The organism is Deltaproteobacteria bacterium (assembly GCA_030654105.1).
Taxonomy (GTDB): Bacteria; Desulfobacterota; SM23-61; order SM23-61; family SM23-61; genus JAHJQK01.
Genome location: JAURYC010000294.1, coordinates 1 through 5,494, shown reverse-complemented (window position 1 = coordinate 5,494; position 5,494 = coordinate 1). Strand labels below are relative to the sequence as shown.

Here is a 5,494-nt window from a genome sequence, read left to right as displayed (position 1 = left end):
GCGCAATTAAAAAGCCAAAGCATTAAATTTTAATATTTCAAATTCCGCATTCTGCATTCCGCAATCCGCATTCGAATGGAATTTTTGTGCTCATCGATTCTCATGCCCACCTGGAAATGAAGGATTTCGATAAAGACCGCAACAGGGTCATTGCCCGGGCAGTTGAAGCAGGGGTGCGCCATATCATCACCGTGGCCACAACGATTCCGGATATCCATAAAGCCTTGGAGATCGGCCAAAAAAATGAATCGATCTTTGTCTCGATCGGCATCCACCCCCACGAGGCCCAAGATATTCGGGCCGGGGATTACGACCAGCTCCGTGCTCTGGCGAGAGAAAAGAAAGTGGTCGCTTTCGGTGAGATCGGACTGGATTTCTATCGCAACCACTCGCCCCGGGCAATCCAGCTGACTCGATTTCGAGAACTCTTGCGCCTGGGAAAAGATCTGGGGTTACCCATTATCCTCCATGACCGAGAGGCTCACGATGAAATTCTGAATGTTTTAATGGAGGAAGGGGATGGTCTGTGGAAAGGAGTTTTTCATTGCTTCTCCGGCGATGTTCCTCTCGCCAAAAAAGTTATTCAGATGGGTTTTTTTATTTCCATCCCGGGGACAGTGACTTTTTCAAAAGCAACCACCCAGCAAGAAGTTGTCCGGTGTATTCCCCTGGAAAAGATACTCCTGGAGACGGACTGTCCTTACCTGGCACCGGAGCCTTACCGCGGGAAGAGGAATGAACCTGCTTTCATCCGGAATACGGCCGAAAAAGTGGCCTCCCTGAAAAGCTTGAGCTTTGAGGATGTATGCCGAATCACATCTTTGAATGCCCGGGCTCTTTTCGGGATAGGGGAGGAACTTCCCAAAGGGAAGATTGTATACCCCATCCGCAATTCATTGTACCTGAACCTCACCAATCGTTGCTCAAATCTCTGCACGTTCTGCGCCAAAAAAGCTTCTTACGTAGTCAAGGGGCATGACCTGGAGCTGTCCCGCGAACCCAGTGCTGAGGAACTGGTTCAGGCCGTGGGGGATCCCCAAAGGTATCAAGAAATCGTTTTCTGTGGATTCGGCGAACCCCTGCTTCGCCTGGAAACGGTCAAAACCGTTGCTGCGGAATTAAAGAAAAAGGGGGCCCGGGTACGCATCGATACTGACGGGCAGGCGAACCTGGTCTATGGCCGGAACATCCTTCCTGAATTAAAAGGGTTGGTGGATGCGGTATCGGTCAGCTTAAATGCCGAAAGCCCTGAAAAATATCAGCGCCTCTGCCGTTCCCCCTTTGGAGAAGAAAGTTTCCACGGGATACTCGATTTTATCCGGGAGGCGAAAAAAGTTATTCCAGAAGTTGTGGCTACCATCGTGGCAATGCCAGGTGTTGATGTCGAAGCCTGCCGCAGGCTGGCCGAAGAGGAGTTGGGCGTGAAATTCAAGCGCCGGGCTTACGATGAGGTGGGATGAAAAGGAAGGAAAAATGGACATTGGGAGAGTGATTATCCTTCTTCTGCTTTTTCTTTGGGGGGGCACCGGAGCTGCAGTAGCCGGGGAAAAGGGGATCCTTTGGGTAGACCGCTTTGCGGGTGGAGTAGATGCGAAAGGGTTTCCGGTCGGTTGGAACCTGGAAAAAGAACCGGGGAGCGATTCCAAGATTACCTTGGAGCAAGAGAAGGAAGGCCATTTTTTGCGCCTCCTTTCGGTCGGCGATACCTTCGGGTTGAAAAAAGAGATGTCCTTCGACATCCGCCAATACCCGTATCTTTCCTGGCGCTGGAGAGCCACGAAGCTTCCCAAAGGTGGGGATATCAGGAAAAGGGAAACGGATGATCAAGCCGGCCAAATCTACGTAGTATTTCCCAAGTTTCCCACCATGATCAAGTCTGTCGGCTATATCTGGGACAGTCAGGCCCCGGCTGGGTTTTCAGGAACGAGCACGGCCTACAGCAAAATGAAGTACGTCGTCCTCCAGAGCGGGGTTAATAATTTGAACCAGTGGGTATCCGAGTCCCGCAATGTTTACGAAGATTACAAAAAACTTTTCCAGGAAGAACCACCTACCGTAGGCACCGTCCTACTTTATATCAACTCCCAGCACACCAAAAGCTCCGCTTCCTGCGATTATGCCGATATTTTCTTCTCGGCCAGCCCTCCTAAAAAAGAATGATTTAAAAAAATATCCTTAAAGGAAATTAACCTGATAGATAGCATCGATTGATGTATTAACTTTATCCTTTTACTTTTAATCATGTTATGACACGCCTTGTCGCAATAGTGCATATTTTAACCATTAATTGATGAATATGATTGGGTGGAATGGGGTGGTGATGCTTGGCGTATTTCAAGGATTTGAAAAATGATTAAAGAGCTAATCCGCTGTACGGTCTGCAATCAGGTGATTCCCAATTACGGCGGCTTCGAGTTGGCCCGGGCCAACAGTCTTCCAGGGGTAGAATGGAACAACGCGGATCTCGCCAGGGTCAAGGAATTCCTGACTGCCCATCGCGGCCACCCGATGGAAAAGCTCTTTATTAAGGCCGATTCCGGCATCAGCGAAAAGCCCTCCTACGAACCCTTGCGGGTGACCTATTTTCTTGCCGACAGCAGTGAACGGAAGTTCCTGCTCCGGCGGACGAAAACGGCCCTGGACCAGCCGGCTTTTTACGAGATCATTCCGGGAAGATTGCAGATATTCAATATGTCTCTGAAGATCCAGGAGGATGATCTTTGCAAACAGATCGCTGCCGACAGGGGACTTTCCCTTATGCCCAAGGAGAAGGTGCAGAGATTCCTCCAGGCCTTCCGAGAGGAAGTGGCGAGCATCTCTCTGCAGGCGTTGGGAGAGGTGGCCGAGTCGATAGAGGAGGGAGAGACCTCCCTCCAGGCCTACGGGAGTCTGAAAGAATCTATCTGGGAAAGGATTTTAGATCGGTGCCGCTGGGATTTTAATGGGTCCGAACTGAACGAAATCAGGAGATTCATTGACGAGAACCGGGATCCCCCCGATGTTTTGTCGCTTCAGCTCCAGCGGCGCATCTCGGTCATCTCCCTTGTGGAGGCGGAGTCCGGCGTGGACCTCCAGGACAGGGAGGAAACAGGAGCGGTTATAGAAGCCCGCTCCAGCTCCATTGTTGAAAAGAAAGTGGAGAAGGGGCGCTTCTAAATCACATTTGGGGACGCAAAAAGAAGGACTTTCTATATAACCTCTGTAAAAGGAAAAAATTAAGGTTTAAAAATCAGAAGTTTTAAAGCAAGCCCCGTTTAGCGAACACAAATCAACTAAGCTCTTTCATGAACATTTTTTCTTCAACCAATCTTTCACTTCGACGAACTCTGTATCCAATTTTTAATTCTTGAAATTGGTTAGAAAACCCAGGATAATATTTTTAGAGATCTTCCTGATGGCCGAGCAGATGGAAAGAAATGGGCCATATCGCCACTTTGAGCAGAGAGTTGGAAACGCTGCGCCACCAGGTGATTTGAGAATTATTTGGACGTAGATAAACGCAGATTATGAGGATTTAAAATCGTAAAGGGTAAAAGCGTAAATGGGTAGATGCGCACCTGCATTGACGGCTGTGCGTTTTTACGCATTCACGCCTTAACGGTTTCATCTTTTTATCTGCGGTAATCTGCGCAAATCTGCGTCCTCCAAAATACATGACGAAAGGAGAGGAAGGAATGAAAAAGTACACCTGCAACATTTGCGGTTATGTCTATGATCCGGCCGCGGGAGATCCGGAAAATGGTGTAGCCCCCGGCACGCCCTTCGAAAAACTTCCGGCAGACTGGACGTGCCCGGTATGCGGGGCCAGCAAGACTGATTTTTCGCCCGAAGGCTAATCCAGCGGAGGTCTTTTGGACTTCCCCCTGATCGAAATTCTACTATCACAGGCGAAAGTTTCCCGCAGAGAGGTTCGTTCGCCTTGAACTGAACTCATTCCACCAAAGCTTGCACCCCTCAGAGCTCCTGGTGAAGCGGACTGAAAGCAGGAGGCCTTCCTGGTTCGTTCCGGAAAGCAACCCTCCCATCCTTATAATCACCTGATCCAGGAAAAAAGTCCTTACCTGCTTCAGCATGCCGACAATCCCGTCGACTGGTATCCCTGGAACGAAGAAGCTTTTCGTCAAGCCAAAGAGGGAGACAAGCCCATTTTTCTTTCCATCGGTTATGCCACCTGCCATTGGTGCCATGTAATGGCCCATGAATCCTTTGAAGACGAGGAAGTGGCCAGGTTACTGAATCAATCCTTTGTCTCCATCAAAGTGGATCGCGAGGAACGGCCGGACATAGACCAAGTCTACATGTCCGTATGCCAGGCCTTAACCGGCCAAGGAGGCTGGCCGCTATCGATCTTTATGACCCCGGAAGGAAACCCGTTCTTTGCGGGAACCTATTTCCCTAAAGACAGCCGGGCGGGTATGGTGGGGTTTACCGTCCTCCTAACCCGCATCTCTACTCTCTGGCAGAACGACCGGGAGAAAAGGGTTCACCCTCTGAAAGATGATAAAATCATCACCTCCTGGAACGGGCTGATGATCGCCGCCTTGGCCAAAGGCGCGCAGGCGCTCCAGGATGATGGCTACGCCTGGGCTGCCCGGCGGGCGGCGGATTTTCTTCTGGAGAAAATGCGGACATCCCACGGCCGGCTGTATCGCCGTTACCGCCATGGACATATCGCCTATCCGGGTTTCCTGGATGACTATGCCTATTTGGTCTGGGGCCTAATTGAATTATATGAAGCCACCTTTGAGGTCCGGTACCTGGAGAAGGCCGTCCATCTCAATCAGATTATGATCGAACTTTTTGGGGATGCGGAAAAGGGCGGGTTTTATTTTACTGGCCAAGAAAATGAAATGCTCATCGCGCGCCCCAAGGAGATCTATGATGGCGCGGTTCCGTCGGGGAACTCAGTGGCCGCCTTAAACCTATTACGCCTAGCTCGCATGACCGGCAAGGTAATTTGGGAGAAAAAGGCCGACCAGCTGCTCCAGGTTTTTTCTTCAGCCGTGGCGGATGTGCCCATGGCGTGCACCCAGTTACTCATTGCCCTTGATTTTGTGGTCGGCCCGACTAAGGAAATGGTCATCGCCGGGGATCCGCAAGAAGAAATGGCCCGGGCTATGATTGCGCTTTTGCATCGAAAATTTGTTCCCAACAAAGTCGTACTGTTGCGGCAGGAGGGCGAAGCTGGCAAGGATCTAACAGCCCTGTCTCCATTTGTTGCGGGGATGATTCCTGTTGGTAAAAAACCGGCGGTTTATCTGTGCGCACGGTTTGCCTGCAGAAGCCCCCTGACGGATCTGCCTGCCCTCGAATCGGCCCTGGAATAATTGGGATGGGTGAAGGCCAATTGAAATTTAATATAATTATTTCTGCGCCCTGAACCCTGTTGCGGACCAGGTCTACGTAAGGATTCGCTCGAAGGTGCTCCGGTTAAACCGAAAGGAATATGGGATGGACAAGAAATGGAAGTGCACGGTTTGCGGCTATATCCACG

General features: G+C 50.5%; 5 protein-coding genes. All 5 read left to right on the top strand.

The window, feature by feature from the left end:
• The first annotated feature begins 80 nt into the window (after positions 1-80).
• The 5 genes from Q7V48_12835 (at position 81) to Q7V48_12815 (ending at position 5,327) form a co-directional block, all read left to right on the top strand.
• The gene (locus Q7V48_12835) at positions 81-1,460 is read left to right on the top strand and encodes a TatD family nuclease-associated radical SAM protein (GenBank protein ID MDO9211614.1); all 1,380 of its coding nucleotides are present in this window, start codon (positions 81-83) and stop codon (positions 1,458-1,460) included.
• A gap of 13 nt (positions 1,461-1,473) precedes the next feature.
• Positions 1,474-2,160, top strand: coding sequence for a DUF3047 domain-containing protein (locus Q7V48_12830; protein MDO9211613.1), 687 nt, complete (start codon positions 1,474-1,476; stop codon positions 2,158-2,160).
• A 189-nt stretch (positions 2,161-2,349) separates the two neighbouring features.
• Positions 2,350-3,156 (top strand): hypothetical protein, encoded by an 807-nt coding sequence (locus tag Q7V48_12825; GenBank protein ID MDO9211612.1) that lies wholly within the window; start codon positions 2,350-2,352, stop codon positions 3,154-3,156.
• A gap of 518 nt (positions 3,157-3,674) precedes the next feature.
• Positions 3,675-3,836, top strand: a complete 162-nt coding sequence (locus Q7V48_12820) for a rubredoxin (protein ID MDO9211611.1) — start codon at positions 3,675-3,677, stop codon at positions 3,834-3,836.
• A gap of 225 nt (positions 3,837-4,061) precedes the next feature.
• A complete protein-coding gene (locus tag Q7V48_12815; GenBank protein ID MDO9211610.1) occupies positions 4,062-5,327 on the top strand; it encodes a DUF255 domain-containing protein in 1,266 nt (421 codons plus the stop codon).
• Positions 5,328-5,494: the final 167 nt, after the last annotated feature.

Coding starts and splice junctions, on each gene's coding strand:
- Q7V48_12830 (MDO9211613.1), top strand. CDS start 1,474: ATGGACATTGGGAGAGTGATTATCCTTCTTCTGCTTTTTCTTTGGGGG.
- Q7V48_12825 (MDO9211612.1), top strand. CDS start 2,350: ATGATTAAAGAGCTAATCCGCTGTACGGTCTGCAATCAGGTGATTCCC.
- Q7V48_12820 (MDO9211611.1), top strand. CDS start 3,675: ATGAAAAAGTACACCTGCAACATTTGCGGTTATGTCTATGATCCGGCC.